The sequence below is a fragment of the Nonomuraea sp. NPDC049624 genome (genome assembly GCF_040675255.1).
Lineage (GTDB): Bacteria > Actinomycetota > Actinomycetes > Streptosporangiales > Streptosporangiaceae > Nonomuraea.
Genome location: NZ_JBFAOR010000003.1, coordinates 944,806 through 970,282, shown reverse-complemented (window position 1 = coordinate 970,282; position 25,477 = coordinate 944,806). Strand labels below are relative to the sequence as shown.

23 protein-coding genes are annotated in these 25,477 nt (G+C 71.1%); 7 read left to right on the top strand and 16 right to left on the bottom strand.

Annotation, left to right across the window (positions count from 1 at the left end; translation table 11 throughout):
* Positions 1 to 11 precede the first annotated feature (11 nt).
* The 6 genes from AB0J76_RS15825 to AB0J76_RS15800 form a co-directional block, all read right to left on the bottom strand.
* The gene (locus AB0J76_RS15825; RefSeq protein WP_352327631.1) at positions 12 to 917 is read right to left on the bottom strand and encodes a D-isomer specific 2-hydroxyacid dehydrogenase family protein; all 906 of its coding nucleotides are present in this window, start codon (positions 915 to 917) and stop codon (positions 12 to 14) included.
* Positions 914 to 1,402 carry an FCD domain-containing protein gene (locus AB0J76_RS15820; RefSeq protein ID WP_364389742.1) on the bottom strand — a complete coding sequence of 163 codons (489 nt, stop codon included), beginning with the start codon at positions 1,400 to 1,402 and terminating at the stop codon, positions 914 to 916. Before AB0J76_RS15820 ends, AB0J76_RS15825 begins: the two co-directional genes overlap by 4 nt.
* 242 nt (positions 1,403 to 1,644) lie before the next feature.
* The gene (locus AB0J76_RS15815) at positions 1,645 to 2,265 is read right to left on the bottom strand and encodes a bifunctional 4-hydroxy-2-oxoglutarate aldolase/2-dehydro-3-deoxy-phosphogluconate aldolase (RefSeq protein ID WP_352327633.1); all 621 of its coding nucleotides are present in this window, start codon (positions 2,263 to 2,265) and stop codon (positions 1,645 to 1,647) included.
* A 297-nt stretch (positions 2,266 to 2,562) separates the two neighbouring features.
* Positions 2,563 to 3,477: a sugar kinase gene (locus AB0J76_RS15810; RefSeq protein ID WP_352327634.1), complete on the bottom strand. Its 915-nt coding sequence runs from the start codon at positions 3,475 to 3,477 to the stop codon at positions 2,563 to 2,565.
* A 73-nt stretch (positions 3,478 to 3,550) separates the two neighbouring features.
* A complete protein-coding gene (locus AB0J76_RS15805; RefSeq protein WP_352327635.1) occupies positions 3,551 to 4,015 on the bottom strand; it encodes an MFS transporter in 465 nt (154 codons plus the stop codon).
* A 161-nt stretch (positions 4,016 to 4,176) separates the two neighbouring features.
* Positions 4,177 to 4,782, bottom strand: coding sequence for a TetR/AcrR family transcriptional regulator (locus AB0J76_RS15800; protein ID WP_352327636.1), 606 nt, complete (start codon positions 4,780 to 4,782; stop codon positions 4,177 to 4,179).
* A 230-nt stretch (positions 4,783 to 5,012) separates the two neighbouring features.
* On the opposite strand from AB0J76_RS15800, the gene AB0J76_RS15795 reads away from it, so the two are divergent.
* Entirely contained in the window at positions 5,013 to 6,368 is a 1,356-nt protein-coding gene (locus AB0J76_RS15795; RefSeq protein WP_352327637.1) for a sorbosone dehydrogenase family protein, read from the top strand.
* A 470-nt stretch (positions 6,369 to 6,838) separates the two neighbouring features.
* Here AB0J76_RS15795 and AB0J76_RS15790 read toward each other — a convergent pair whose 3' ends face one another.
* From AB0J76_RS15790 to AB0J76_RS15775, 4 genes are all read right to left on the bottom strand, one after another.
* The gene (locus AB0J76_RS15790; RefSeq protein ID WP_364389738.1) at positions 6,839 to 7,483 is read right to left on the bottom strand and encodes a signal peptidase II; all 645 of its coding nucleotides are present in this window, start codon (positions 7,481 to 7,483) and stop codon (positions 6,839 to 6,841) included.
* Positions 7,484 to 7,605: 122 nt separating this feature from the next.
* On the bottom strand, positions 7,606 to 8,484 hold the full coding sequence (locus AB0J76_RS15785) for a PfkB family carbohydrate kinase (protein ID WP_352328466.1): 879 nt from the start codon (positions 8,482 to 8,484) through the stop codon (positions 7,606 to 7,608).
* Positions 8,485 to 8,518: 34 nt separating this feature from the next.
* Positions 8,519 to 9,544 (bottom strand): LacI family DNA-binding transcriptional regulator, encoded by a 1,026-nt coding sequence (locus tag AB0J76_RS15780; RefSeq protein WP_352328468.1) that lies wholly within the window; start codon positions 9,542 to 9,544, stop codon positions 8,519 to 8,521.
* The gene (locus AB0J76_RS15775; RefSeq protein ID WP_352328470.1) at positions 9,541 to 11,010 is read right to left on the bottom strand and encodes a glycoside hydrolase family 13 protein; all 1,470 of its coding nucleotides are present in this window, start codon (positions 11,008 to 11,010) and stop codon (positions 9,541 to 9,543) included. The genes AB0J76_RS15780 and AB0J76_RS15775 overlap by 4 nt, the downstream gene beginning before the upstream one ends.
* A 231-nt stretch (positions 11,011 to 11,241) precedes the next feature.
* Between AB0J76_RS15775 and AB0J76_RS15770 the strand changes: the two genes are divergently transcribed.
* The 4 genes from AB0J76_RS15770 to AB0J76_RS15755 all read left to right on the top strand — a co-directional run bounded on the left by AB0J76_RS15770 (position 11,242) and on the right by AB0J76_RS15755 (position 15,429).
* Positions 11,242 to 12,525, top strand: a complete 1,284-nt coding sequence (locus AB0J76_RS15770) for an ATP-binding cassette domain-containing protein (RefSeq protein WP_352328471.1) — start codon at positions 11,242 to 11,244, stop codon at positions 12,523 to 12,525.
* 625 nt (positions 12,526 to 13,150) lie between these two features.
* Positions 13,151 to 13,762 (top strand): RICIN domain-containing protein, encoded by a 612-nt coding sequence (locus AB0J76_RS15765; RefSeq protein WP_352328473.1) that lies wholly within the window; start codon positions 13,151 to 13,153, stop codon positions 13,760 to 13,762.
* Positions 13,763 to 13,898: 136 nt separating this feature from the next.
* On the top strand, positions 13,899 to 14,153 hold the full coding sequence (locus AB0J76_RS15760; protein WP_352328475.1) for a hypothetical protein: 255 nt from the start codon (positions 13,899 to 13,901) through the stop codon (positions 14,151 to 14,153).
* 652 nt (positions 14,154 to 14,805) lie between these two features.
* On the top strand, positions 14,806 to 15,429 hold the full coding sequence (locus AB0J76_RS15755; RefSeq protein ID WP_364389735.1) for an NAD(P)H-dependent oxidoreductase: 624 nt from the start codon (positions 14,806 to 14,808) through the stop codon (positions 15,427 to 15,429).
* Between the two features lie 62 nt (positions 15,430 to 15,491).
* On the opposite strand, the gene AB0J76_RS15750 is transcribed toward AB0J76_RS15755, so the two are convergent.
* From AB0J76_RS15750 to AB0J76_RS15740, 3 genes are all read right to left on the bottom strand, one after another.
* Entirely contained in the window at positions 15,492 to 16,667 is a 1,176-nt protein-coding gene (locus AB0J76_RS15750) for a hypothetical protein (RefSeq protein WP_352326758.1), read from the bottom strand.
* Positions 16,668 to 16,853: 186 nt separating this feature from the next.
* Positions 16,854 to 18,116: an acyltransferase gene (locus tag AB0J76_RS15745; protein ID WP_352326757.1), complete on the bottom strand. Its 1,263-nt coding sequence runs from the start codon at positions 18,114 to 18,116 to the stop codon at positions 16,854 to 16,856.
* 24 nt (positions 18,117 to 18,140) lie between these two features.
* Positions 18,141 to 19,265, bottom strand: a complete 1,125-nt coding sequence (locus AB0J76_RS15740) for a cation diffusion facilitator family transporter (protein ID WP_352326756.1) — start codon at positions 19,263 to 19,265, stop codon at positions 18,141 to 18,143.
* A 51-nt stretch (positions 19,266 to 19,316) separates the two neighbouring features.
* Between AB0J76_RS15740 and AB0J76_RS15735 the strand changes: the two genes are divergently transcribed.
* Entirely contained in the window at positions 19,317 to 19,673 is a 357-nt protein-coding gene (locus tag AB0J76_RS15735; protein ID WP_352326755.1) for a metalloregulator ArsR/SmtB family transcription factor, read from the top strand.
* Here AB0J76_RS15735 and AB0J76_RS15730 read toward each other — a convergent pair whose 3' ends face one another.
* From AB0J76_RS15730 to AB0J76_RS15720, 3 genes are all read right to left on the bottom strand, one after another.
* Entirely contained in the window at positions 19,674 to 20,837 is a 1,164-nt protein-coding gene (locus AB0J76_RS15730; protein WP_352326753.1) for an acyl-CoA dehydrogenase family protein, read from the bottom strand.
* 42 nt (positions 20,838 to 20,879) lie between these two features.
* Positions 20,880 to 21,515, bottom strand: a complete 636-nt coding sequence (locus AB0J76_RS15725) for an amino acid-binding protein (protein WP_352326751.1) — start codon at positions 21,513 to 21,515, stop codon at positions 20,880 to 20,882.
* Between the two features lie 232 nt (positions 21,516 to 21,747).
* Positions 21,748 to 24,864 carry a cytochrome P450 gene (locus AB0J76_RS15720; protein ID WP_352326749.1) on the bottom strand — a complete coding sequence of 1,039 codons (3,117 nt, stop codon included), beginning with the start codon at positions 24,862 to 24,864 and terminating at the stop codon, positions 21,748 to 21,750.
* Between the two features lie 54 nt (positions 24,865 to 24,918).
* Here AB0J76_RS15720 and AB0J76_RS15715 point away from each other — a divergent pair, with 54 nt between their 5' ends.
* On the top strand, positions 24,919 to 25,476 hold the full coding sequence (locus AB0J76_RS15715; RefSeq protein ID WP_352326747.1) for a WHG domain-containing protein: 558 nt from the start codon (positions 24,919 to 24,921) through the stop codon (positions 25,474 to 25,476).
* Position 25,477 lies beyond the last annotated feature (1 nt).

The window sequence follows — 25,477 nt, the reverse complement described above, 5'->3', positions numbered from 1 at the left end:
CCTGCCCCCCCTCAGAACCCCTGCTCCGGCGACACCACCCCTTCCATCGGGGCCCCGTCGGCGAAGTGGCGCACGTTCGCGGCCACTCGCTCGGCCAGGCCGCGCCAGTAGGACGACGACGGATTCGCCGTGTGCGGCGTGATCAGCACGTTCTCCATGTGCCACAACGGGTGCCCGGACGGCAGCGGCTCGGGGTCGGTGACGTCCAGCGCGGCACCACCGATCCGCCTCTCGCGCAGCGCCGTCACCAGGTCGTCGGTCACGACGAGCGCGCCCCGGGCGATGTTGACCAGCCAGGCGTCCGTACGCATCAGGTCAAGCTCGGAAGCCGCGATCATGCCCTTGGTGCTCGGCGTCGTCGCAGCGGCGAGGACGACGTACGCGGCCTCCGGCAACGCCTCCCGATACCGGTCACGGGGCAGGATCCGGTGCGCACCGGGCGCCCGGCCGCTGTCGGTGACCGCGATCACCGGACAGCCGAACGGCTCCAGCATCCTGATGAGCGCCCGCCCGATGCCGCCACAACCGATGATCGCGACGGTCGAGCCGGCGAACTCCCTCGACTCGTTCCTCCCCCACTCGGTGGCCCTGGCCAGCCGGGGCAGGTTGCGGGCCGCGGCCAGCATGAGCGCGAGCGCGTGCTCGGCGACGGGCACGCCGTAGGAGCCGGTGGCGGCGGTGAAGACGGGCTCATCAGTGATCACTCCGGCCTCGGCGTACCGCTCGACCCCCGCCGCAGGAAGCTGCACCCACCGGATGCCGTCATGAATCATGGGCCGCAGCTCCTCGGGGCCGCCGCGGCCGTAGTAGACGATCGCCTCGGCCTCCTCCAGCGGCACGACGCTGCCGCCCGACCGCCGTACGGCGTCGACCAACATGGGGACCGGCTCAGGGCCGACGTGGACGGCGACACTCATCGGGGAACCTCCGTGACGTGCTCTCGGCTGTCTGCCAGGATCTGCTCGACCTCGGCGCGGGCCCGCCCGAGGATGGCCGCAGCGGCCTGCGCCGCCCCGGCAGCCCGTCCGGCGACGACCGCTTCGGCGAACTCGTGGCGGAGTCCGATGGCGGTCGTCTCCAGACGTACGGGCAGGAGCAGCAGCTCCCGCCTGGCTTCGAGCAGCACCTCGGTCACCTCGGCGAGCTGGGCGAACATGCCGCTGCCCGACTCGGTCAGCAACACCCGGTGGAAGGCGGCGTCCGCCGTCACGTAGGCCTGGCCGTCACCTTCGCGAGCGGCGGTGTCCATGGCGCGGGCGTGGGTGGTGAGCTCGTCCCGCACGCGGGGGTCGTGCCTGGACGCGGTCAGCGCGGCGGCGGCAGGCTCGACCGCGGCGCGCAGCTCGGCCAGCTCACGCAGCTGCGCCTCACGCCCCGGCGAGGCCGGCCGCCAGCGGATCACCTGGGGATCATAAAGGTTCCAGGCACTCATCGGCCGTACGATGACCCCGGCACGAGGCCGGCTAGTGACCACGCGCTTCGACTCCAGCACGCGGACGGCCTCGCGCGACGGTCCGGGGCACCCCGTATCGCTCCTGGACGTCCTCCAGACGCAGCACCTGCCCCGCACGATCTCCCCGCCCGCCAGTGACCGGCCGACCCCGTCGAGCACCTGCCCGTGCAGGCCCCGCAGTGTCTCCACGCTCATCGGGCCCCCGCCAGCCCGGCGAGCAGCGCCGCAACCCGTGCAGCCACGGCGCCCCGACCGCCCGAAGTCAGCGCCGAGCCCATGCCGCAGGCCACGGCGCCGGCCGCGATCCACTCGGGCGCATCGTCCACGGTCACGCCGCCGGTGGGGATCGCGGGCGCCTGCGGAAGGGCGGCCCGCACATCCCGCAGCCAGGCCGGTGAAACGCCCGTCGCCGGGAAGATCTTGACCGCGTCCGCCCCCTCTTCCAGGGCACGAACGATCTCGGTCGGGGTGGCCACGCCCGGGAAGACCGGCACGCCGTAGCGGTGCCCGGTGCGGATCACCTCAGGGTGCAGGCTGGGCGAGACCAGGAAGCGCGCGCCGGCCTCCACGGCGGCTCTGGCGGCGGCCGCGTCGAGGACGGTCCCCGCCCCGACCAGCGCGTCGGGCCGCTGTTCGGTGAGCCTTGCCACGGCGCTGAGGGCGCGGGGCGTGGTGAGCGCGATCTCGACGGCACGCAACCCGGCATCCAGCACGACCTCGGCCGACGTCAGGGCCGCCTCGGGCGTGGCGGCCCTGACGATGCCGAACACGCGTTGCTCCGTGACAGCCTGGACGATCTCCCAGCGGTACATGACTTCCTTCCTTCGGTCTCCTCACCGACGAACGGCCACGGCGAGCCGCCCGCCGTGGTGACGCACGATCCCCGCCTGCCCACCCAACGCCCTGCCCACCCCACCCCTGGCCGCCTCCCACGAACCGCCTTCGCCCTGGCCTCGTCAGCTCATGGACGGGCGCAAACTTCGTACTCGATCGCCTTCGACAGGCTCGTGCTTGGTAGCGAATGACTTCGACGAATCAGTGATCAGCAGCGGCTGTTCTTCGGCGGCGATCGCACTCTTGGCGGCGGAGAATCATCGGCTGGTTGGCAGCTATCGGTGGACCGTTTCGGTGTGCCCGGTGAAGGCGGCCAAGGCACGATCCAGGCCCGGCCGGTCCGGAAGGCCGTCGGTGTCGGCGGCGCACTGGACGACGAGCGCCGCCACCGCCGCCGCCTCGCGCAGGCACACCTCGTACGACTCACCGTGCAACATCCCCGACAGGAACCCGGCGGCGAAGCCGTCCCCTGCTCCCACGGGGTCGGTCACCGGCACCGAGAACGCCTTCTGCCGCAGCCCTGCGCACGTTGCGGACTTGTCCCGGTGCTTGACCACCGTGAGGCCGGGCAGCGTCGCCGGGTCGACGTGGAGCAGTTCGAGTTCGTCCTCGCCGGCCAGCACCACGTCCGCCCTGGCCAGGAGCGGCGCCACCCGCTCCCGCCATGCCGCGGGTTCGCCCAGCTTGTAGCGGATGTTCGGGTCGATGGAGACGAGCGCTCCGGCCTGCCCGGCCAGCTCCAGCAGCCGCAGGGTGGCCAGGTGCGCGGAATCCGACAACATCGGAGTGATGCCCGTGATGTGGACGACCTTCGCACCGCTCACCATCTCCGGCGTCAGCTCGTCCGGCCTCAGCCTGGACGCGGCGGTCCCGGAACGGTAGTACTGCACGTCGATGGCCCGGGAGGGATGGCTGTCGCGGACCAGCAGACCGGTCGGCGCACCGGGGTCGATGACCGCGTGCCGGGTGTCGACATTCTCGGCTCGGAGCATGGACAGGACCGCCCGGCCCGCCGGGTCAGCGCCGACCCGGCCGAGCCAGCGCACGTCATGGCCCAGCCTGGCGAGCCCCGCGGCCACGTTCGACTCCGCGCCCGCGAGGGAGCGACGGAAGACCGTGGCACGTTCCAAGGGGATGCCGGGCTCGGCCAGCATCAGGAGCATGGCCTCACCGCACACCACGACGCTCATGACTTGCCCATCTCCTGTCGTTCCGGATCCGTCAACGGTGCTATCACGTCATGAGAGACAAGAGAAGGATCGATCAGGTCGTCTTGTAGGCGGAGGGCTGGCAGATGTCGATCCTGGATCGGTCGGGCAGAGCCAGCGCGGCGGCGAACCCCACCACCGCAGCGACGATCATGAAGATCGCTATCGCCTGCCAGCCGTAGTTGTGCAACAACCATGTCGCGATCAGCGGCGCCGGGCCGCCGATGATCGAGGCGAGCTGATAGCCGAGACCCGCACCGCCGTACCCGAGGCTGGCCGGGAAGCTCTCGGCGATGAGCGAGGCCTGCGGGCCGTACTCCATGGCGTGCTGGATCTGCGTGATCATGACTGTGAGGAAGACGACCAGCACGACACCGGTGTTGAGCAGCACGAAGTACGGGAACGCCACCACCGCCGGCAGCGCTGCGCCGGTCGCGTGGACGAGCCGGCGGGCGACACGATCGCTCAGGTGCCCGAAGAACGGGATCGCGACGAGTTCCACCGCTGCCGCGCACGTCACGCCGACAGCGCGATCGTCCGGCCATGGTCACGCCTCCACTCATCGGAACGCCCTCGCCCTGACTCCACCCGGCTGGATGCGGAGCCGAGCCGAACTCTAACACTCGTTAACTCGCCCGGCCACCGGCTTCACCGGGCCGCCATATCGTGGCTCGAAGGCGGTCAAGCAGGGGAATCACCTTCATTGCTGGGGTCGGGCAACCCGGCGAGGACGGCGTCGAGCGCGAACTTGAAGTGTTCGACCTGGTCGGCCCGCAGCCGGGCAGCCTCGACCGCGTGATAGTGCGGATACCGGTCGGCGGGCAGTTCGGTCCAGTCCCTCGCGGCGGCCTCGTGCAGGACGAGATGCCCGACGCACACGCGCAGCACCGCCCCTTTCACGTGATCCGCCTGGTCAGGAGGGAAGCCCGCATCCAGGAGGATTCCGAAGATGGCCTCGTGGAGGCTCATCACGGGCGCACGCCGGGCATACGTGGTGATGGACCAGACCGAGGCCCTGGGATGCTCCAGCGACTGCCTGACCATCGAGGCCATGAGGCCACGCAGTTGGTCCTTCCATCCCCCTTCACGAGGGGCTTCAGAGACGATCTTGCTGCACACCTCGTCCACGATGGCCTCCAGCAGCGACTCCCGCCCGTCGAAGTAGTGATAGATCGCCGTCGCCGTCACATCGAGACGTTTGGCCAGCTTACGCATGCTGATGCCGTGGGCGCCGTCGGCCTCGAGGACCTCCAGGCCGGCTTCCAGGATCTTGTGACGGGTGAGCATCAGAATTGACCTCGCGCTTAACACATGTTAGAAATCTAACGGCCGTTAACTCCGGACAGCTTATCCGAGGGGAGCGGATCCTTGGCTGCCGTTCTTACGTGCCGTCCAGTCATCCATCAACGATCAGCCGCTCACCGGGAGACACCCCCGTGTCCACGACCTCCGAAGTGACAGCGCCGGTGACGGCCCCGCGCCGCCCCAGACGCCGAATACTGCTTCGAGCCCTGCTTGTGCTGCTCCTGCTCATGGTCCTCGCAGTGGCCGGCGCGGCCTACGCGGTGAACCGGGGCGGAGCCCCTCAGACAGCCGCCCACTTGGGCTCAGACCCCCAACTCGGAGAACGCGAGACGTTCCCCATCCCCAAGGTCAACGCCCCTGACGTGGTCGGCTGGCCCTCCGGCAGAGCGCCCAAGGCGCCGGCCGGGTTCGTGGTCACCAGGTTCGCGGGCGAGTTGGAGCATCCCCGCTGGCTCTACGAGTTGCCCAACGGCGATGTGCTCGTGGCGGAGTCGGCCACCCTGCCCAAGGACCCGGAGTCCCCGATCATGGGGCTGTTCTACTGGCTGCGCCGCAACGACGGCTCAACCTCCGAACGCAGCGCCAACCGGATCACGCTGCTGCGCGACACCGACGGCGACGGCGTGGCCGACTTCCGCAGTGTGTTCCTGGAGAACCTCAACCAGCCGTTCGGGATGGCGCTGCTGGCCGCGTCCGCGCCGTACTCGCTCGGTCCGGCGGCCACCAACGGCACCCAGGCGGCCTTCTACGTCGCGGGCACGGACGGCGTTTGGCGCTTTCCGTACAAGCTGGGTGAGACCCGTGTCACCGCCCTGGGAAAGAAGATCCTCGACCTGCCGGCCGGCGGCTACAACAACCACTGGACCCGTAACCTTTTCGCCGCCCCTGACGGCACCAAGCTCTACGTGACGGTCGGCTCGTCCAGCAACGCGGGCGAACACGGCCTGGACGCCGAGCGACGGCGCGCCGCCATCCTGGAGATCAACCCTGACGGCAGTGGCGAGCGCATCCTGGCCTCCGGCCTCAGAAACCCCAATGGCCTGGCCCTCGAACCGCAGTCCAGGACACTCTGGACAGTCGTGAACGAACGCGACCTCCTGGGCGACGATGCCGCGCCTGACTACTTCACACGTGTACGCCCTGGCGACTTCTACGGCTGGCCGTGGAGCTATTGGGGGCAGCACGTAGACGAGCGGGTGCAGCCACGGCGTCCCGAGATGGTGGCTCGCGCGCTCCGCCCGGACTACGCCCTTGGCGCTCACACGGCTCCCCTCGGTTTGGCGTTCTCGGAGAGTCCCACGTTCCCCGAGGCCTACCGCGGCGGCGCCTTCATCACCGAACACGGCTCCTGGAACCGCGGCGATCCTGTCGGCTACAAGGTCGTGTACGTCCCCTTCAAGAACGGCATGCCCAGTGCCAAGCCCCAGGACTTCCTGACCGGCTTCAAGCCATCCCGGGACGAGAGCACCACGTACGGCCGACCAGTCGGCGTGATCACGGGTAACGGCCGCCTACTGGTAGCAGACGACGCAGGAAACGCGATCTGGCACATCACGCCCCGATCCTGACCTCAGGCCAGGCCAGATCGGAAGACAGGAGGGGGTGGGTTCACGCCGGGGGAAGGAGGGCGCGTTGCCGGCACCTCGCTCTGAGGCCGACTTCCGTGAAGAGCTCCGTCGCTCTGCGAGCGTCACCGGCGTCGTCGCTGATGACGACCGCCGACGCCGGTTGCACCTACCAGACCTGGTGCGACCACTGTGGCGGCAGCTACGACAAGCGCATCTTCTTCTCGTCCGACTGAACGGTGACCTACACCGCCTGCCAAAACCCCTGCTCCTGGAACTGACCCGCACCGGAGGCCGGGCGGAGGCTCACCACCACCCGGCCCCTGGCCGTTCGATCAGGCAGGTGCGATGAGCGGGGCCGCTCAGGCAGGCCCAATCAGGCAGAGCCGCTCAGGCAGGCCTAATCAGACAGCCCCACTCAGGCAGGCCCAATCACGCAGGCTCAATCAGATCGGCCCAATCAGGCAGGCCGATCAGGCGGGATCCTCTGCCGAAGGCGCTGAGGATGTCGAGGGCTTCAAGGAGGTCGAAGACGTCGGCGACGCCGAAGACGTCGAAGACGCTGGCGACGTCGAGGACGTCGAAGACGCTGGCGACGTCGAGGACGTCGAAGACGCTGGCGACGTCGAGGACGTCGAAGGCGTCGAAGGCGAACGTTCCTCGCCGGGAGCGTCCCCCAGTGGGATCCCTCTGACGCTGAGCAGGAACAGCAGCGCGCACCCGCCCGTCAAAGCGATGTCGGCGACGTTGCCGACGAACAACCCGCCGTAGTCGATGAAGTCCACCACGTGCCCCTGCGCGAACGCCGGCGGGCGGAAAAGGCGGTCGAGCAGGTGCGAGGTGGCCCCGCCGAGCAGCGCGCCCAGCACCACACCCCAGGCCGGCGAGCGCAGCCGCCGGGACGCGTACAGGATGCCGGCGACCGCCCCGGCGGCGGCCAGCGTGAACACCCAGGTCACGCCCTCACCCAGGGAGAACGCTGCGCCGGGGTTGAGCAGCAGCCGCAACGAGAGCAGCCGCGGGATCACCGTGATCTCGGCGCCGCCGGACAACGCCGACAGCGCCCAGAACTTGGACCCCTGATCGACCAGGAGCACCACAGCGGCCAGCACGATCATCCATGCGCGAGGCCGCCTTCCCCGGCTGGTCTGCTGCGGGCCGCGTTCGTCCGACACTCTTGCCTCACAATCCATGGCTTGTCGCCCCGAATCTACCGAACCTTCGTGGCGGCCACGCTCACTCAGAGCTGGGACGCCCTGCCGAGCAGCAGTTTCTCGGTGATCGGGGATTCGTGGGTGCCTTCGACCGTGCACGCGTGGGCACCGGCGATCGCGCCCAGTCCGACGCACTCGGGAATCGTCCGGCCGTTCAGGAGGCCGTACAGGAAGCCGGAGACGAAGGCGTCGCCCGCGCCGTTGCTGTCGGCCACCGGGCCGGGCAGGGGCGCGGCGGGAAAGGCGCGTACGGTGGCCGAGTCGCGGGTCAGGACGAGGCAGCCGTCCGCGCCCCGCGTGCAGACGACGGTGTGGGCGCGGCCCCCGGCGAGGATGTCGCGCATCGTGGCCGCCGGGTCGGTCAGGGCGGTGGCCGACAGGAACACCAGGTCGGAGTTGTAGGCGAAGTCCTTCTGGTAGTCGGCGACGCCGTCCCAGTCGTGCAGGTCGGTGGAGATGGGGACGCCGTCGAGGTCGGGGTAGACGTGGCGGCAGAAGTCCATGATCGAGATGTGCGCGTGCCTGGGGCGCGGACCGGCGTACAGCTCGCGGGGCAGCCGCTCCCCCGGCGTGACCTTGGGGTCGTGCAGGGAGGTGCGCCGCCCGTCGGGACCGACGAGCAGCACGCTGCGCCGGGTGCCCGCCCGCGCCACTCCCCATCTGCAGTCGATGTCGCGCAGGGCGTGCCTGATCAGCGCGCCCTGCGGGTCGTCGCCGATGAGGTCGGCGAAGGCGACGCCGAGCCCGAGCGCGTGGCAGCCGAGGGCGACCCCGGCCCCGGTGTTCCCGACGCGGTCGACGACGGGCGGCACGTGGTAGGTGTCCTGGTACGGCAGAGGCAGCGCGGGCACGTAGACCGTGGTGTCCACCCCGGCGCCGCCGAGGACCAGCACGTCAGGCGTCAACGGTGGGCCGACCTTTCACAGTAGGCGTCCGGGGTCAGCGGTTGACCAGCGGACCGGAACCGGTGGAGCCGCGCACGACCAGCTCCGGCTGGAAGATCAGCTCGACGTGCTTGGCCGGCGCGCCGCTGACCTCCTCCAGCAGTGTCTGCACGGCGGCCGAGGCCATCGCCCCGATCGGCTTGCGGACGGTGGTGAGCGGCGGGTCGGTGAACGCGATCAGCGGCGAGTCGTCGAACCCGACCACCGACACGTCGCCCGGCACCGCCAGCCCCTTCTGCCGGCAGGCGCGGATCGCGCCGAGCGCCATCAGGTCGCTCGCGCACACGATGCCGGTGCACCCGCGGGCCAGCAGCTGCGCGGCGGCGGCCTGCCCGCCCTCGACCGAGAACAGCGAGTGGGAGATCAGGTCGTCGACGTCGGTGGCGCCGAGCAGGTGGGCCATCGCCTGCTTGTAACCCTCGATCTTCCTGATCACCGGGACGAACCGGCGCGGCCCGAGCGCGAGCCCGACGCGTTCGTGGCCGAGGTCGACCAGGTGCTGGACGGCCAGCCGGGCAGCGAGGCGGTCGTCGGGCGAGATGAAGGGCGCGTCGATGTGCTCGCTGTAGCCGTCGACCAGCACGATCGGCAGGCCGCGGTCGATCAGGCGGGTGTAGCGGTCCATCCGGGCGGTGGTGTCGGCGTGCAGGCCGGAGACGAAGACGATGCCGCTGACACCGCGGTCGACCAGCAGCTCGGTGAACTCGTCCTCGGGGGCGCCGCCGGGCAGCTGGGTGCACAGCACGGGCGTGTAGCCGTGCTGGGTCAGGGCCTTCTCGATGGCCTGCGCGAACGCCGGGAAGATCGGGTTGTCCAGCTCGGGCGTGACGAGCCCGATGAGCCCGTTGCTGCGCTGCCTGAGCCGGGGCGGCCGCTCGTAACCCATCAGGTCGAGGGCCGTCATCACCGCCTGCCGGGTGCCTGCCGAGACGCCGGGCTTGCCGTTGAGCACCCGGCTGACCGTGGCCTCACTCACCCCGGCCTGGGCGGCGATGTCGGCTAGGCGAGCGTGACCGTTCATGGAACACACTTTACTTTCCACCAGGCGGCCGAATCGGCTGCTCCCGGGACATCGGAGGCGAGCAGCAGCTCTCCCTCGACGCCGAAGTCGACGGGCGCGCCGGTCAGGTTGACGGTGCACAGCACGTCGCCGCGGGAGAAGACCAGTGTGCCCTCGGGCGAGTCGTGCCAGACCAGGTCGCCGTCCAGGGAGCGGCGCAGGCGCAGCGCGGCGCGGTAGAGCTCCAGGGTGGAGCCCGTGACGCCGTCCTGGGCCTGGACGCTGAGGTCGGCCCAGTCGGCCGGGATCGGCAGCCACGGGTCGCGCCAGCCGAGCTCGCGGGTCCACGGCAGCGGCACGCGGCAGCCGTCCCGCCCGCTGTCGGGGTCGCGCAGCCGCTGCGGGTCCTGGCACACCTCCTCCGGCAGGTCGAGCACCTCGGGAAGGCCCAGCTCCTCGCCCTGGTAGACGTAGGCCGAGCCGGGCAGCGCGAGGGTCAGCAGCGCCGCGGCGCGGGCTCTGGCCAGGCTGCCGTAGCGGGTGACGTGCCGCTTGACATCGTGGTTCGACAACACCCAGGTGGTGGGCGCGCCCACGGAGCCGGCCGTGGCGAGCGAGGAGTCGATCACCGCGCGCAGTTCGGCGGCGTCCCACGGGGTGAACAGGTAGTGGAAGTTGAAGGCCTGGTGGAGCTCGTCGGGCCGGACGTACATGGCCAGGCGTTCGGCGGTGGGCGCCCACGCCTCGGCGACGCCGATGCGCTCGCCGGGGTAGGAGTCGAGCACGCGCCGCCAGGCCCGGTGGATCTCGTGCACGCCGTCGTTGTCGAAGTACGGCACCGGCTCGCGGCCGATCATCCTGGTCTGGTTCGCGTGGCCGATGTCGGGCAGGCCGGCCGGTTTGACCATGCCGTGCGCCACGTCCACGCGGAAGCCGTCCACGCCCAGGTCGAGCCAGAAGCGCAGGATCGACTCGAACTCGCCGCGCACCTCGTCGTCGTCCCAGTTGAGGTCGGGCTGGGCGGGGTCGAACAGGTGCAGGTACCACTGGCCGTCCTCGACCTGGGTCCAGGCGGGGCCGCCGAAGATCGACTCCCAGTCGTTGGGCTGGTCGCGGAAGATGTACCGATCGCGTCGCTCGCCGCGCAGCGCGGCCTGGAACCAGGCGTGCGCCGAGGAGGTGTGGTTCGGTACGACGTCCACGATGACGCGCAGGCCGTGGCCGTGGGCCTCGTCGATGAGCGCCTTGGCGTCGGCCAGGGAGCCGAACAGCGGGTCGACGTCCCGGTAGTCGGCCACGTCGTAGCCGAAGTCGGCCATCGGCGAGGTGTAGAAGGGCGTCAGCCAGATGGCGTCCACGCCCAGCTCGACCAGGTACGGCAGGCGATCGCGCACGCCGATCAGGTCACCGACGCCGTCGCCGTTGCCGTCGGCGAAACTGCGCACGTAGACCTGGTAGATCACGGCGTCACGCCACCACATGTTCATGGATCTCCCCCCGGGTTGCCCGCACCATGAAAGCCCTTGCCGCAAGTTTACGCAAGCCCTTCCATGCACCTCGCATCCGGATTTATGGGTATACGGACGCCTAAAACCCCTGGCCGAAACCACTGCGGATGAGATTCTTTATGTCAAGGGTGGACATCCAGCGTTAAGGCGCGATGTACTACCTCTTCAATCAGCCTCGTCACAGGTGACACGCGCGCAAGGTGTGGGCCCATGAGCTCGGTCGTTCTCGACAAAGTGACCAAGGTGTATCCGGGCGACTACCTGGCAGTCGACCGGCTGAGCCTGCAGGCCGAGGATGGCGAGTTCCTCGTCCTCCTCGGTCCTTCCGGTTGCGGCAAGTCCACGCTGTTGCGGATGATCGCCGGCCTGGAGGAGATCACGGAAGGCGATCTCTGGCTGGACGGCCAGCTCGCCAACCACCTGCCACCGCGCGACCGCGACGTGGCCATGGTGTTCCAGAACGGAGCCCTCTACCCCCACCGGACCGTGCGCGGGAACATCGCCTTCCCCCTGGAGATCGCCAAGTCGGACCCGGCGATGGTGCGCGACCGCGTCACCGAGCTGTCGAAGGCGCTGCACATCGACGAGACGCTCGACCGCCGCCCCGGCACCCTGTCGGGCGGCCAGCGGCAGCGCGTGGCGATGGGCCGGGCGATCGTCCGGCAGCCGAAGTTGTTCCTCATGGACGAGCCGCTGTCGAACCTCGACGCCGGCATGCGCACCGAACTGCGGATGGAGATCTCCGCGCTGGTCAGGTCGCTCGGGGTCACCACGATCTACGTCACGCACGACCAGGTCGAGGCGCTCACCCTGGCCGACCGGATCGCGATCCTGAATCGCGGTGTCCTGCAGGACGTCGGCACTCCGGCCCAGATTTACAACGATCCAGCGACGGCGTTCGTGGCGGCCTTCCTCAACTCTCAGCAGTTGAACCTGTTGGCGGCCGGTGTCAGAACGCCGCAGAACCAGTATGTCATGCTCGACTTCGGCCCGCACCGGCTCACGATGCCCTGGAGCGATCCCAGGGCGTACGCGATCTCTCAGCACACGGGCGGGCAGGTGCTGGTCGGCATGCGTCCTGACGGGCTGGCGCCGGTGCCGGAGTCCTACGACGGGCCGTCCTTCTACGGGCGGGTGCGGGCGCTGGAGTACCACGGGCACGAGTGGCTGGCGTACCTGGAGTGCGGCATGCCGGCCGTGCCGGTGCCCGAGCCGCCGGACCCGCGCGCCCGCCTCAACGGCGAGCGCAGCGGCGCGGGCGGGCTGACGGGGATGGTGCGGCGGCTCTTCTCGCAGCGCGCGCAGGAGCACGAGGAGCAGGAGCAGGTCGGCCAGAACGTGGGCAGCGGCTTCCACCGCCGCTCCGACCTGATCGTCCGGCTGGGCAACCGGCCGATGTGGCGGGCGGGGGACGCGGCGAAGGTCGCGGTGGATCTGTCCCGTCTCATGATCTTCACTCTGGACGGCGCCCGCATCGACCCGCCCCGCCGCTGACCCCTGGCGCGCACCTCCAGGCTCGCCGCGAAACCACTCCTGACGCCTCGCCCACCGTCGCCCGCGACCGGTGGGCGCAGCCGGACGCCTGGCTGTGCTCGCCGGCAGGCCGGTCGAGCGCAGGCACATGGATACCCTTTGGCCCGGCGACGGCATGCAGGTGCCGGCCGGTTCGCTGCTCGCGGTCGCGCCCGTGCGACACCAGCCGAAGCTGGGCGAACGTCGGCGCGGCAGATGCAACCAGGCCGGCGGCCGGGACAAGCCAGTCGGTCGTCCCGGCCACGAGGTCCTGGACCACGTCGTAGTGGGGCATGCTGGCGGGTACGTGGTCGTCGAACACCTCAGCGACGCCGGGCGGGAACTTCCAGGCGCCGGTACCGAACTGTCCGCAATGCCGATGTCGACGTTGTCCAATGGCGTAGGAACTTCCTTTTCGGCCTCGCCACGTAAGCTGAAGTCGACGAAGCGAAGCGGCTGAGACTCAAACTGCCCACTTCTCCCGAACAAGGTAATTGGCGAGACGTTGAATACGCCTTGGCAGAGCCCGAAGGATCCCGCGATAGGCTTATTTGCGCTCCCGTATTCAGAGCTCGCCTCTGCGACAAGAGCGCCAGGGGGAATCGCCATGCCGAAACCCAAGACCTGTCTACACGCGATCACCGCATCATTCCTGCTTCTCGCCGTGCTGCCGCCCGCGTCCGCGAACACGGACAGCCATCGTGTTCGAGGTCCCGACACCTGGATCACCAACCCGATCACAGAAGGGCAGCTCTTCGTCGACATACCGAACACCTGTCACTACAACCTTGAGAACCCTGAATGCACCCTCGGCTCACGCATACGACTGGGCGCCAAGATCGGCGGAAACTACCACGCCTTCTTCTTCGAGTCCCCGCCCAGCGGAGCCAACGCCGACCTCATCAAATGGACCGGCCAGAACGGCACGAAATGTCTGGACGTCGCGAACGGCGGTACAGGCAACGGCACACCCGTCGTCCTCTGGGGCTGTCACGGAGGCCCCAATCAGCAGTGGGTGACCGATGAATTCTACAGCGGCCCCCACAAGGGTTTCAGACGCCTGGTAAGCGTCAGCAGCGGAAGATGCCTCGACGTCGAAAACGGGTCGTATCCCAACTGGCCGCCGCCTAATGCGCCTCTACAGATATGGGACTGCTTCAGTCCCACCCAATGGGCCAACAACCGTGTCAACCAGGTCTGGCAGTACAAGCGACGGTAGTGCCTGGGCGCACGATCACGAGGCGCTCCGGCCACGCCGGGCCCAGCCAGGACACCGACCGCCCGCGTTGACTTCCGGGCCGACGGGCCGCCTACTGCTTGTAGGGAGAGCTTGGCTCCGCGACACGGGAGGGCTCATGGCCAAGAAGGGCAGCATCGAGAGGGCGATCGATAAGGTCGAAGAACAGATCATCCGCGACACGCCAGACGGCGGGCTGAAGGGCGCCGTGAAGGGGGCGGACAGGGGGGCCACCGCCGGCATCATCCTCGGCGGCTTGGCCGGCGCCGACGGCGGCCTGACGGGCATGGCGGTCGGTGCCCATCTCGGCGGGATCGCCGGGGGAATCCGCGGCGCCGTTCTCGGGGCGAAGAAGAAGAGGCAGAAGGGCTGAAACCCTTGCCACAGCGTGAGGGGCACCCGGCCGCAGGCCGAGCGGCCCTCACGCTGGTATGCGTCCTGAGTCAGGCCCCGGAGGGCGGGATCGGTCGAATGCCGCCCGGTTGCCGCACCTTCTGGCTCGTGCCGCCGCCGAAATCAGATCGCAGTACGGCGCTCCAATGTCGCCGCCGAAACCGGACAGACGCAGCGGCTGTGTGGACGCCTCGTGGTGCGACATCGGACTTTCGCGCTGGACAGCCGGCACGATCGAGCAGTGCGCGCCCGAGAGCGGGACCATGCGGCGGATGCTCTTCGTGCCGTCGATCAGCATGATCACGGTCGGGCCCTCCGGCGCGAGCCACAGCCGCGCCTGCCACGGGATGAACGCGCCCTCGGAATGCGGGGGTTCCCTCCCAGCCGCTCGCGCCCGTCCAGGCGCGGCGGGGGACCCAGCGGAGGGACAGGGGCGCGAAGGGCTTACGTCGCGCTGACCTGCGGCGCAGGACGTCAACGCCTCGATGCGCCCCACGTGCCCGCCACGACGACGACGAAGGCCCACGCAGAAGCGGGCACGTCGGCCGTGCCTGATCGAGCCTTGACTAAGCGGACTTCGGTCCGTATTGTTGGCGGCACTAATCGGACCATAGTCCAGAAAGGTGTTCGCCATGTCCAGGCTGCTGCACATCTCCGCCTCACCCCGCGGCACGGAGTCGATCTCCGCCGCCATCGCCGAGACGTTCGTCCAGGAGTACCTCGCCACCCACCCCGGCCACACCGTGGACCGGTTCGACCTCTGGGACGGCACCCTGCCCGAGTTCGGCCCCGCCGCCGCCCGCGCCAAGATGACGGTGTTCGGCGGCGGCACCCCCGCGGGCGAGGAGGCCGAGGCCTGGGCCGCGGCGGTCAGGACGTTCGAGCGCTTCGACGCCTACGACCGCTACCTGTTCAGCGTGCCGATGTGGAACGCGGGCGTGCCGTACAAGCTCAAGCAGTTCATCGACGTGGTCAGCCAGCCCGCGATGATCTTCGACGTGCACCCGGAGACGGGGTACCGCGCGCTGCTGACCGGCAAGCGCGCGGCCGTCGTCTACACCAGTGCGGTGTGGGGGCCGGGGCTCGGCCCGGAGTTCGGCGCCGACTTCCAGTCCACGTTCTTCGGCGACTGGCTGCGCTGGACGGGCATCGCCGACGTCCAGGAGATCCGCCACCACCCCACGCTCACCGGCTCCTACGACGCCGAACGCAAGCAGGCCGACGAGCACGCCCGCCGCGTCGCCCGGACCTTCTAGACCGCCGCCCGCCGCGTCGGCAGGACCTTCCGGACCGCCGCCCAACGCGTCGCCATGACGCTCTAGACCGTCGCCGGGCTCCAGCGCGGACCGGCCGGGGTGTCCTCCACGGTCACGCCGCCGCGCGCCATCGTCGCGCGCAGCGCGTCCGCGATCTCGTACCGCCCCTCCCGCCGCAGTTGCGCGCGCAGCTCGAGCAGGGGTTCGACCAGGGCGCGCAGGCCGGCGGTCGCGGCGACCTCGCCCAGCCGGGCGATCAGCAGCCGCATGAGCTCCCGGGCCTGGTCGACCCCGCCGGCGTCCTCCTCGGTGTCGGCCGCCCAGGTGACGATCTCCGCCTCCAGGTCGAGCACGAGCCGCGCCGCCGCCACCAGGTCCGGCCTGCCGACCGCGTCCTCGAACAGCCGCTCGCAGGAGCGGATCGTCTCCTCCAGCGTGACGGCAGGGCCCACGGCGGGGGCGGGCCGGGGCGGCGGGACCGTCCCGGTCGTGGCGCCCGCCGCCAGGTCGCGGACGACGGCCAGGCTCGTACGGGTCCCGGCCGGCAGGACGGTCACCGCCCCCGGACGCCGTACGGTCAGGCCGCCGCGCCCCGCCACCTCCACCGCCTCCGACTCCAGGTTGATGATCAGCGCCGTGTGCTCGTCGAGCCCCAGGACGGCGGTCTCCGGCGGCAGCTCCCGCTCCATCCGCGACAGCCGCCGCTCGCCCAGGTAGCAGTAGCGGGTGTCGTGGCTGCCGCCCTCGGCGTTGTCGAAGTGCGGGATCAGCACGGCCCGCAGGCCCAGCGGCGCCAGCAGGCCGATGCCCTCGCGCCAGTGAGGGTCGGCGCCCACCTTGTAGATCTCGTAGACGGGCACGGTGGCCAGGCCCGCGGTGCAGGCGGCGGCCGAGGCGAGCACGGTCACTCCCTGCCGGGAGCGCACCCGGGCACGCAGGTCGCCGGCCACGCCGGAGGCGGCCCACCGGTCGAGCGCGTACGTGGGGCTGCCCGGCCCCGAGAACACCCAGTCCGCGCCCACGATCCCGGTGGCCGGCTCGACCTCCAGCCCGACGCTGCGGGCGAAGTAGCGGCGGGCGCGGGCGGAGATGTCGGCGGCGTTCTCCTGGAAGGCGTAGGGCGTGTCGAGCAGCACGGCACGGGCCCCCGCGCGCAGCCCGCGGGCCACCGCCCGGTGGACCTCGACCATGGTCGGGCTCGTCTCCCCCGACCCCATGAGCACCAGCGAACCCGGCATGACCTCGGCCCCTCTCCCACCCGCCGGCGACCGCGGGGCCCCGGCACGCGCCCTGACCGGCCCCGGGCCCGGCGGGAACGCCGAGGAGGCCGCGCGACGGCCCGGCAGGGTCCGCGCCGATGACCCGCACCCCATCTTGCCCTCCACGAGCCGGCGGCACGAGCCCGGCGACCGGATCGTGCCGGCCTACGCGGTGCGCCCCGAGCCGTCGCCCTGGCCGCCCGCGGCCGAGGCGCCCGTGACGGGGATCGTGCGCGGCGCGGCGCCCGCGGCGGCGGACCGCCGGGAGAGCCGCCGGCCCAGCGCCTGCATGGGACGTTCGACGTAGCGGTAGGAGAGCGCGCTGACGGCCAGGATCAGCACCAGGGCCAGCCCGGCCATCGCGAGCTGGTACGGCAGCGGCGCCCGGCGCAGGTCGCCGGTGACCTCCACGAAGTACTTCAGCAGCGGATGGTGCACCAGGTAGAGCGAGTAGCTGATCAGCCCGAGCCAGGTGAGCACGGCGGGCAGCCGCCGCCCGCGCAGCGCCATCGCGCCCGCGAAGGTGGCCGCCGCCAGCGCGATCGTGGTCAGCCACACGTCGGCCTCGACCCACCACCAGCCGCTCTCGATCGCCCACACCGGAGCCACGGCGACCAGCGCCGCCGTCACCGCGACCGGCCACAGGCCGCCGCGCCCGCGCTCCCACCGGTGGATCGCCGTGCCGGCGAACATGACCGCGACCACGGCCGCGCCCAGCCACGGCACCCGGCTGCTCAGCAGCAGCAACGCCAGCGCCATCAGCCCGAGCACGCACGCGGCGGTCCGGCGGAACCAGCCGCCGACCACGCAGGCGAGCCCGGCGCCGAACACCGCGCACGACACGTACGCCGGCCATCCGCCGCGCAGGACCGCCCCCGACACCACCAGCCCCACCGCCACGGACGCCCCGGCGAACAGGACGGACACCAGCCCGCTGCGCTCGTGCGCCCTGACCAGGAACAGCGCCGTGACCAGCAGGTAGAACACCATCTCGTACGACAGCGTCCACATCGTGTCGGCCACGCCGCCCACGCTCACGACGTCGAGCAGCATGGTCGCGTGGGCCGCGACCGCGCTGCCGTCGCGCGGCACGCCCTCGCGCACCGGCACCCACCAGGACGCGGCCAGCACCAGCGCGATCACGGCCAGGTAGAGGGGGTAGAGGCGGAAGGCGCGGCTGGCCCAGAAGGCCCGCACGTCGCCGTGCCGTTCCAGCGAAGTCGGGATGATGTACCCGCTGACCAGGAAGAACACCAGGATGCCGTAGACGCCGAGGCTGAACCAGTAGGGCCGCAGCGCGGGCAGGAACCACGGCAGCAGGTGCTCGGCGACCACCGCGAGCGCGCCGATGCCGCGCAGCGCGTCGAGCCAGGCGAGCCTGGACGGCGCGCCTGGCGTGGTCGGGTGGGAGGACGCGGCGGTCGGCACCCGCCCCAACTTACCCGCAGCGGGCTAGGTGATGCGGTGGGTCGCCAGGGACGCGTGGTGGTCGGCCCCGTCGGGGCCGCAGGGGTCGGTGTGGACGGTGGCGGCGCGCAGGCGCGGCAGGTCGTGGATGAGGCGGTGCTCGGCCTCGACCGCCACGGCGTGCGCGTCCACGACCGACATGGCGTGGTCGACCAGGATCTCGACCTCGGCGTGCAGGGCGTGGCCGAGCCAGCGCAGGCGCACAGAGCCGACGCGCTCGACGCCGGGGACGCCGGCCAGGATGCGCTCGGCCTCGTCCACCAGGGCGGGGTCGACGGCGTCCATGAGGCGGTGGTAGATCTCGCGGGCGGCGTCGCGCAGGACGAAGCAGATGGCGACCGTGATCAGCAGGCCCACGACCGGGTCGGCGATCGGGAACCCGAGTGCCGCGCCGCCCGCGCCGAGGAGCACGGCGAGGGAGGTGAAGCCGTCGGTCCTGGCGTGCAGGCCGTCGGCCACGAGCGCGGCCGAGCCGATCTGGCGGCCCACGGTGATGCGGTAGCGCGCCACCCACTCGTTGCCGACGAACCCGGCCAGCGCGGCGGCGGCGACCCAGCCGAGCGCCCGGACGTCCTGGGGCTCGACCAGCCGCCGGACGGCCTCGTACCCGGCGAGCGCGGCCGAGGCGGCGATGAGCACGACGATGGCGATGCCCGCGAGGTCCTCGGCCCTGCCGTAGCCGTAGGTGAAGCGGCGGGTGGCGGCGCGGCGGCCGAGCGAGAACGCGATGGCCAGCGGGACGGCGGTCAGCGCGTCGGCCAGGTTGTGCAGGGTGTCGCCGAGCAGCGCGACCGACCCCGACGCCACGACGATCACCGCCTGGACCACGGCGGTGAGCATGAGGACGGCGAAGGACACGGCCAGCACGCGCATGCCCCGACTGCTGGACTCCAGGGCGCTGTCGGTCCTGGCGGCGCTGTCGTGGCTGTGCGGCGTTAACACGTGCGCGACCTTGGCGGCCAGCGCCCTGAACCCCCGCCGCTCCCCCGGCCCGTGACCGTGCCCGTGCCCGTGGCCGTGACCATTCCCGTGACCGTGACGGTGGCCGTGGCCGTGGCCGTGGCCGTGGCCGTGGCCGTGGCCGTGCGGATGGGTATCGGAGTCAGACATGAGCACCCCTTCGCTTGCGCAGCTCGTCCGCTCCGGCCAGGATATGTAGTCATGTACGCACGCGACAACGTCTCAGGTGCGGACCACTCGCAGGAGCAACCCACTCCCGCCCAGGTCAACGCCGCCGTCGACGCCTTCCGCATGCTCGGCGACGCCACCCGGCTCCGGCTGATGTGGGAACTGTCAGCCGGCGAGCTGGACGTCAACTCCCTGGCCGAGGCGGTCGGCGCGGCGCGCCCGTCGGTCTCGCAGCACCTGGCCAAGCTCCGGCTGGCCGGCCTGGTGGACACCCGCAGGGACGGCCGCCGGGTGCTCTACCGCGCCCGCGACGGGCACGTGCGGGCGCTCATCGCCGAGGCGCTGTCCCATGCCGACCACGAGGTCTCGGGGCTGCCCCGGCACGACTAGCTACCAGCCCACCCGGCCCTTGCCGGAGACGAGGGCGCGGGCGATCACCAGCCGCTGCACGTCGTTGGTGCCCTCGCCGATCGCCATCAGCGGCGCGTCCCGGTAGAGCCGTTCGACCACGAACTCCTGGGAGTAGCCGTAGCCGCCGTGGATGCGCATCGCCTCCAGCGATGCCTTGAGCGCCACCTCGGAGGCGAAGTACTTGGCCATGCCCGCCTCCATGTCCACCCGCTTGCCACCGTCCGCCTGGGCGGCGGCCCAGTACGTGAGCAGCCGGGCGGCCTGGATCTCGGTGGCCAGGTCGGCGAGCTTGAGCTGGATGGCCTGGAAGTCGGCGATGGGCTGCCCGAACGCGGTGCGCTCGCGCGCGTACTCCAGGGCGGCGTCGTAGGCCGCCTGCGCGACGCCGACCGCGCGGGCGGCGATGTTGACCCGGCCGATCTCCAGCCCGCCCAGCACCTGCTGCATGCCGCGTCCTTCGACGCCCCCGAGCAGCGCCGAGACCGGCACGCGCACCTCGTCGAGCACGACCTCGCAGGTCTCGGTGCCCTTGTAGCCGAGCTTGGGCAGGTCGCGGCTGACGCCGAAGCCGGGCGCGGCCGGATCGACGAGCAGCACCGACATGCCCTTGTGGGCGGGCTCGGTGACCGAGGTCTTGACCAGGACGGGCAGCGGGTCGGCGTGCCGGGCGTTGGTGATCCACGTCTTGGTGCCGGTCACCACGTAGTGGTCGCCGTCGCGCACCGCGCGGGTCTGGATGCCCTGCAGGTCGGTGCCGGCGCCGGGCTCGGTGAGCGCGATGGCGGTACGCCGGACGCCCGCGGCCAGGTCGGCGAGGTGGAGGCGTTTCTGCTCGTCGGTGCCGTGTTTGGCGATCATCCAGCAGGCCAGCGAGTGGGAGCCGATCGTGCCCGCCACGCCCATCCAGCCGCGCGCGATCTCCTCGAAGACCAGCGCGAAGGAGACCATGTCGGCGCCGAGGCCGCCGTACTCCTCGGGGACGGTCAGCCCGAACAGCCCCATCTGCTTCATCTTCTCGACGATCTCGGTGGGGTAGCGGCCCGAGTGCTCCCACTCGGTGGCCACGGGCAGGATCTCCTTCTCCACGAAGGCGCGCAGGGTCTCGCGGAAGGCCTTCTGCTCGTCGGTCAGCTCGAAATCCATGGCCTCAGGTCCTCTGCGCGGGAGGGACGGTCGAGGCTCACGTTATTCGTCTGATGTTTGGCCGGTCAATCGTCCGGGGGCGCCGGCGGCCAGCTTGGCGACGACGTCCACGATGCGGACCGCGCGTTCCAGCTCGGCCCGGTGGAAGACCGGTCCGCCGGCCCGCGCGACGACGACGTGCATGCCCTGCGGGACGAGGGGCAGCAACATCAGCCGCAGGTCCGCCGAGTCCAGGGTGATCGCGCGCGGCGGCGGGTCGGGCAGGTTCACCACCTCGGGCGCGGCCATCGAGGCGTGCCGCACGGCTCCGTCCTCGACCGCGACCGACCACTCGGCGCCGCACAGCGCGGGCAGGGCGTCCACCAGCGTGGCCAGCCCGCGGGCCGGCTCGGTCGCCACGTGCATGAGCAGGTCGTAGTCGGGGGCGGAGCCGGGCACGTCACGGGTGGGCCAGACGCCCTCGACGCGTACGCCCGGCGTCGCCGAGAGCCGCTCGCAGACCTCCGTCGCGCTGACCGGGCCCGGCCAGGACACGATGAAGTCGTCCACCGCCCGGCCGGTCTCCCGTTCCAGCACGGTGACCTGCAGGATGTCGGCGCCGAGCGTCCCCAGCGCCTTCGCGACCTGGCCAAGGCCGCCCGGCCGGTCCGGCAGGGACACCCTCAGTCGCAGCAGCATTGGCCGCCCCCTTCCCAGAGGCTCTCACAGTGCCGTAGACAGGTTTCGCGCACGTTCCACGGATATGTCGCGCATGCTGCGCTTATATCCCAGGATCCGGCGGTAAGTCCGGATTGTCGAACCTGGATGGCGGTTTGAGCAGGTGTTTTCCCAAAAACGACCAAGGATCGTTCAAGGATCAGGCAGACCGATCCCCGCACGTGGGGATCAGGCGGGGATCAGGCGGGGCGGATCAGGCGAACACGTCCTGCTGGTAGCGGCCGTCCGCCTCCAGGGCGGCCAGCCAGGCCGCGCCGTCCCCGCCGGTGTGCCGCCGGTGCACGTCCAGCAGCGCCTGGCGCACCGCCGGGGCCATGCGCAGGCCGTCGCCGCAGACGTACACGTACGCGCCCTGCTCCAGCAGCGCCCACACCTCCTCCGCGTGATCGGCCACGGCGTCCTGGACGTACCGGTACGGGTGCCCGGCCACGGCCGAGAACGCGGTGTGCACGTTCACCTCCTCGCGGGCGCCCCAGGCGGTCACCTCGTCCCGGTACAGCCAGTCGTGATCGGGGTGGCGGCAGCCGGTGAACACCTCGGCCCGGCCGCCCGCTCCGCTCAGCGCCCGCTCCTCCAGGAAGCCGCGCAGCGGCGCGAACCCCGTGCCGGGGCCGACCAGGATCACCGGTGTGGCCGGATCGGCGGGCAGCCGGAACGGCGGCGCGGGCACGCGTACGTACCCGTAGAACACCTCACCGGGCCGCAGCCCGGCCAGGTACGCCGAGCACATGCCCTGGTAGGTGCCGCTGCCGGACCAGGCGGGCCCCTCGACCAGCCCGACGGTGAGCCGCACCAGGCCCGGATCGGCCAGCGGCGAGGAGGAGACCGAGTAGTAGCGCGGCCGGATCGGCCCGGCCATCTCCAGGAACACCGGCAGCGGCAGTTCGACGGCCGGGAAACGCTCCAGCAGGGCCAGCGGCGAGACCCGCTTGGCCAGGATCTCGTCGGCGTAGTTCGCGGTCAGCTCGGCGAGCTGGCCGCGCGTCCAGGGGCAGCCGGTGTGCGCGGCCAGGGCCTCCAGGTCGGCCCTGGTGGCCACCTCCTGCAGCTCGGCGAACTCGGTCAGCAGCAGGCCGGCCGTCACCGGCGTGTCCACGGGCAGGTGGGTGGCGCCGGCGGCGCGCAGCCGCACCACCTGCTCGCGCGGCACCCGCAGGCAGCGCAGGGCCCACTCGACCAGCTCGGGGTCGTTCTTGGCGAAGACGGCGACATGGTCGCCCGCCGTGTAGGTGACGCCCTCGGGCAGGCGGGCCACGATGGAGTGCACGCCGGGCCTCGGGGCCTCGGCGGAGAAGTCCCACAGCCCGGTGGGGTCGCCGGTCAGCTCCTCGTTGGACACGACGGTCATCGGCACGGCCCGCTCGGAGACGACGGCCGGCCTGACCTCGCTCTCGCCGAGCACCTCCATCTCGTAGCGCGGGCCGGCCGCGCCCGCCGGGGCGCTGTACTCCTCGGCCAGCGCCGCCCACAGCCGGGCCGTCCACGCCGAGACGTCGCCGTCGAAGTCGCCGTCGGCGTCGGCCTCGCCGCGCTCGACGAGCGGCACCGCCCCGGCGGCGGTCAGCTTCTCGCCGGCCCGGCGCGGGAAGGCCTGGTACGTCGGCCACTGGGAGTTGCCGCAGCCGAGCACCGCCAGGCGCACGCCCGACAGGTCGGGCAGCTCCTCCAGGGCGTCGAAGCGCTGCGCGTTGTCGGGCGCCTTGCCGTTGTAGGAGGAGGCGACCACGACGAGCAGCCCCTGCGACGGCGGCGTCAGGTCGTCCAGGGTGGTCAGGGTGGTGGCGAAGCCGGACCGGCCGGCCCGCTCGGCCAGCCGCTCGGCGATGTCGGCGGCGGTGCCCAGGTTGGAGCCGTAGGCGACGGTGAGCGGCACGCCGGTGACCGCGAGGTCGTGCCGCTCGCTCTCCCCGGCGGCCTGCACGTCGGCGGCGGGCGCGGTGCGCTCGTGGGCGCGGCGCTCGCGCACCCGCAGGGTGAACCCGTCGGGCTTGATGGTCAGCGTCTGCTTGATCTTCATCCGGTAGGCGTCGGGGTCGGAGACGGCGAAGCGGCGCAGGATCATGGCCAGGGCGAGCCGGGCCTCGGTCAGCGCGAACTGGCGGCCGATGCAGGCCCGCTCGCCGTTGCCGAACGGCTTGTACGCCGCCGGGTGGTGGGCCTTCTTGTTCTCCGGCAGCCAGCGGTCGATGTCGAACTCCGCCGGCCGCTCCCACGCCTTGGGGTGGCGGTGCAGCGACGGCAGCAGCACGGCGACGCTCTGGTCGGCCTCGATCTCGTACCCGCCGATGGTGGTGGCCTCGACGGCGCTGACGGCGAAGGCGGGGATCGGCGACCAGATCCGCAGCGTCTCCTCCAGGATCCGGGGGATGACGTCGAGCTTCATGATCGTCTCGTAGCTGGGCGGCTCGTCGCCGGGCAGCAGGCGGTCGACCTCGTCGTAGGCCCTGGCCAGGGTGTGCGGGTCGCGCAGCAGGTTGTACAGGGCGAAGGAGAGCAGGCCGCTGGTGGTCTCGTGCCCGGCGATGAGGAAGGTGAGCACCTGGTTGCGGATGTTCTCGTCGGACAGGCGACCGCCGGTCTGCGGGTCGGCGGCCGCCAGCATGAGGCCGAGCAGGTCCTTGGCGTCGCCCGTTCCCTCGGCGCGGCGCTGCTTGATCACGTCGTCCACCAGGGCGCGCATGGTCTCGATGTCGCGGCGGTAGGCGTCCTCGTGGCCGCGCTTGAGCTTGGTGACGAGCGGGAGCTGCTGGTTGCGCAGCATGGCCTCGGTCAGCGCGCCGCCCATGGCCTTCAGGAACGGGTGCAGCTCGGGCGAGGCGAAGGAGTCGAACCGGAAGCCGAAGCCGGTCAGCGAGATCGTGTCCAGCGTGAGCCGGGTCATGTCGTCGGCCACGGGCAGGTCCTGCCCCTGGCGGCCGGCCCACGAGGCGACGAGCTGCTCGGCGACCTCCAGCATCTGCGGGTAGTACGCCTTCATCGAACGCTGGCTGAAGGCGGGCAGCAGGATGCGGTGCGCCTGCCCCCACACCGGCTCGTCCGGCTCGGCGGTGAACAGGCCGTCGCCGCCGAAGTCGCGCACGATCGACAGCGGCGGCTTGATGCGCTTGACGAACCTGCTCTCGTCGCACACCTCCGCGACCAGGTCGGGGTCGTAGACCAGCACGATCGTGCGGCCGGCGACCTCCAGCCGGAAGATGCCCTCCTCGTACCGCTCGGCGACCTTGACGAAGTGCTCCACCGGCGAGTCGGCCGGGATCTGCAGCGTGTTGCCCAGGATCGGCAGGCCCTGCGGGGCGGGGATACGCCTCATGAGTGCTCCCTTCGGGTAGCCATACACCGTATGGCTGACGCTACCATACGCTGTATGGCAGTGAGCGCACGCAGGGGAGCTCCCCTGAGCCTTGACGAGATCTGTTCCACGGCGCTTCGCCTGATCGACGAGGCCGGCGTCGAGGGGTTGTCGATGCGGAAACTGGCCGCCGAGCTCGACGTCAACCCCATGTCGGTCTACCACCACGTCGCGAGCAAGGAGGCGCTGCTGGCCCGCATCTGCGAGACGGTCAGCTCCCGGCTGCCGCTGCCGCCCGACGACGGCACCCCCTGGCAGGACCAGCTCCGCGCCCTGGCCCTGGCCTACCACCGGCACGCCCGGCAACATCCGGCCATGTGGTCCTACCTGCACAACCATCCCGAGTTCAGCGAGGACCGGCGGCTGCCGCTGTGGCAGGCGCTCTACCGCATCCTGCGCGCCTCCGGGGTGCCCGAGGAGGAGCTGCGGCGGACGAGCGAGGTGCTGCACGCGTTCGTCTCGGGGTTCGTCTTCGCCGAGACGCAGGGGCACCTGAGCGGCGAGCCGGAGGAGGTCGAGCGCAGCTTCGACGTCGCCCTGCACATGATCATCAACGGCCTGGCCGCACGATGAC

Excerpts from the sequence above, each read along its gene's own strand:
- AB0J76_RS15780 (WP_352328468.1), bottom strand. The coding sequence starts at position 9,544 with ATGAACGGTCACGCTCGCCTAGCCGACATCGCCGCCCAGGCCGGGGTG.
- AB0J76_RS15765 (WP_352328473.1), top strand. The coding sequence starts at position 13,151 with ATGCCGAAACCCAAGACCTGTCTACACGCGATCACCGCATCATTCCTG.
- AB0J76_RS15725 (WP_352326751.1), bottom strand. The coding sequence starts at position 21,515 with ATGCTGCTGCGACTGAGGGTGTCCCTGCCGGACCGGCCGGGCGGCCTT.
- AB0J76_RS15715 (WP_352326747.1), top strand. The coding sequence starts at position 24,919 with ATGGCAGTGAGCGCACGCAGGGGAGCTCCCCTGAGCCTTGACGAGATC.
- AB0J76_RS15800 (WP_352327636.1), bottom strand. The coding sequence starts at position 4,782 with ATGCTCACCCGTCACAAGATCCTGGAAGCCGGCCTGGAGGTCCTCGAG.
- AB0J76_RS15790 (WP_364389738.1), bottom strand. The coding sequence starts at position 7,483 with ATGATCGTGCTGGCCGCTGTGGTGCTCCTGGTCGATCAGGGGTCCAAG.
- AB0J76_RS15815 (WP_352327633.1), bottom strand. The coding sequence starts at position 2,265 with ATGTACCGCTGGGAGATCGTCCAGGCTGTCACGGAGCAACGCGTGTTC.
- AB0J76_RS15730 (WP_352326753.1), bottom strand. The coding sequence starts at position 20,837 with ATGGATTTCGAGCTGACCGACGAGCAGAAGGCCTTCCGCGAGACCCTG.
- AB0J76_RS15740 (WP_352326756.1), bottom strand. The coding sequence starts at position 19,265 with ATGTCTGACTCCGATACCCATCCGCACGGCCACGGCCACGGCCACGGC.
- AB0J76_RS15810 (WP_352327634.1), bottom strand. The coding sequence starts at position 3,477 with ATGAGCGTCGTGGTGTGCGGTGAGGCCATGCTCCTGATGCTGGCCGAG.
- AB0J76_RS15720 (WP_352326749.1), bottom strand. The coding sequence starts at position 24,864 with ATGAGGCGTATCCCCGCCCCGCAGGGCCTGCCGATCCTGGGCAACACG.
- AB0J76_RS15755 (WP_364389735.1), top strand. The coding sequence starts at position 14,806 with ATGTCCAGGCTGCTGCACATCTCCGCCTCACCCCGCGGCACGGAGTCG.
- AB0J76_RS15750 (WP_352326758.1), bottom strand. The coding sequence starts at position 16,667 with ATGCCGGGTTCGCTGGTGCTCATGGGGTCGGGGGAGACGAGCCCGACC.
- AB0J76_RS15760 (WP_352328475.1), top strand. The coding sequence starts at position 13,899 with ATGGCCAAGAAGGGCAGCATCGAGAGGGCGATCGATAAGGTCGAAGAA.
- AB0J76_RS15825 (WP_352327631.1), bottom strand. The coding sequence starts at position 917 with ATGAGTGTCGCCGTCCACGTCGGCCCTGAGCCGGTCCCCATGTTGGTC.
- AB0J76_RS15775 (WP_352328470.1), bottom strand. The coding sequence starts at position 11,010 with ATGAACATGTGGTGGCGTGACGCCGTGATCTACCAGGTCTACGTGCGC.
- AB0J76_RS15770 (WP_352328471.1), top strand. The coding sequence starts at position 11,242 with ATGAGCTCGGTCGTTCTCGACAAAGTGACCAAGGTGTATCCGGGCGAC.
- AB0J76_RS15735 (WP_352326755.1), top strand. The coding sequence starts at position 19,317 with ATGTACGCACGCGACAACGTCTCAGGTGCGGACCACTCGCAGGAGCAA.